This window comes from Streptosporangium sp. NPDC006013 (assembly GCF_040614275.1).
Taxonomy (GTDB): Bacteria; Actinomycetota; Actinomycetes; order Streptosporangiales; family Streptosporangiaceae; genus Streptosporangium.
This window is the reverse complement of record NZ_JBEXUE010000969.1, coordinates 1-1206: the sequence shown is the minus strand read 5'-3', so window position 1 is coordinate 1206 and position 1206 is coordinate 1. Positions and strand designations below refer to the sequence as shown.

2 protein-coding genes are annotated in these 1206 nt (G+C 64.6%); both read left to right on the top strand.

Going from position 1 to position 1206, the window contains the following annotated elements; genetic code table 11:
- The first annotated feature begins 391 nt into the window (after window positions 1–391).
- Window positions 392–802, top strand: coding sequence for a hypothetical protein (locus tag ABZ260_RS51330; protein ID WP_355569958.1), 411 nt, complete (start codon window positions 392–394; stop codon window positions 800–802).
- 53 nt (window positions 803–855) lie between these two features.
- Window positions 856–1101, top strand: a complete 246-nt coding sequence (locus ABZ260_RS51325; RefSeq protein WP_355569961.1) for a hypothetical protein — start codon at window positions 856–858, stop codon at window positions 1099–1101.
- The last annotated feature ends 105 nt before the right edge of the window (window positions 1102–1206 follow it).

The following is a 1206-nucleotide window of genomic DNA, read 5'->3' as shown; positions in this document are numbered from 1 at the left end:
TCGGCTTCCCGACCATCGACCCAGCCCCGCCGAATCCGCTAGGATTGCGACCACCCTGTCTCCAGGGCAACCCCTCTAACTTACTCCAACATCCGGCCGGTGTCCAATTCGTGCAGACACGCCCGATTTGTCGGGATAGTGAGAGGGTTTTGCCGGGCACTCCGCCCACCCGGGAGATTCTGGATCCGGGGGCTCGTTGCCCTGCGAGAAGAACACTACCAGGACTCTCACGTCACAGAGACAACTTGCCAACCATCCCCGGGGCTCGCGCGTCCCAAACAGTCATAGGAAGTCGAAGTGCGCAACCAGACGTCAAGCCATTCGCAATCGACTCTGGATACGAAGTAGGCGCGAGGGTCAGGATCCTGACTCCGCCGTGGAGGTGAGCACCATGACCCGCTCGGAGTTCGACGACATCCGCGCGCACATCGACGCGGAGGCCAACCACCCAGGTGACTTGCTGAGGGTTGCCAGGTCTCTGCTGAACGACCTTGAAGACGCACGCATGCGAGAGGCGACCCTCCGCGCCTACTACCTGCGTCTCCTCACCGCGGCTCGGGCAACGGTCGCCGCGGAGGCGGCCGGCTACCCGGAGCCGCTGACCTTCCTCACCGACGAGCTCGCCAAGCGTGGCCAGCTCCCGACATCCGAGGACGAGGTGAACCGGATCCTGGCAGACGCCCACACAGCGGCCATGCTGCTGGCCTATCTTGAGGAGAATCCTCTCGGAACCACCCCGATGAACACCGGAGGGGCTCGCGCGCGCAGGTGTGCCGGCACAAGCCGTAGCATCCCCCGATGAGGCGTTCCACGTCATTGACCTGGTCTTGAACCAAGATCTGCAAGACTCCAGGCATGTTGCAGCGAGGGCTGAATTGGGCTGCGGCGACCCTCGTGGGCGTCTTCGGCTTCGTCTGGACCGGTGTAGTGATGTTCGCGGCCGTCGAGACCTCGGCGTGGACGTGGATCGGGCAGGTCTCCTTCGGGGCCTTCCTCACCTGCTGGGCTCTTTACAAGGCGAGCCTGCTGGTGCGTCGCGCCAAGCCCGGTTTCGTTCCGCGGCATCGCCGGGTGGGGGCCGGACGAGCCACAGCTCCGTGATGGTGCCAGGTCGGCCCCGGCCCCCCTCCTCGCCCTTCAGCGGACATGGAGGCGCTGGGCAGACCAATCACGGAAACGCAGAAGGCCCTGATCTCCAGGAGATCA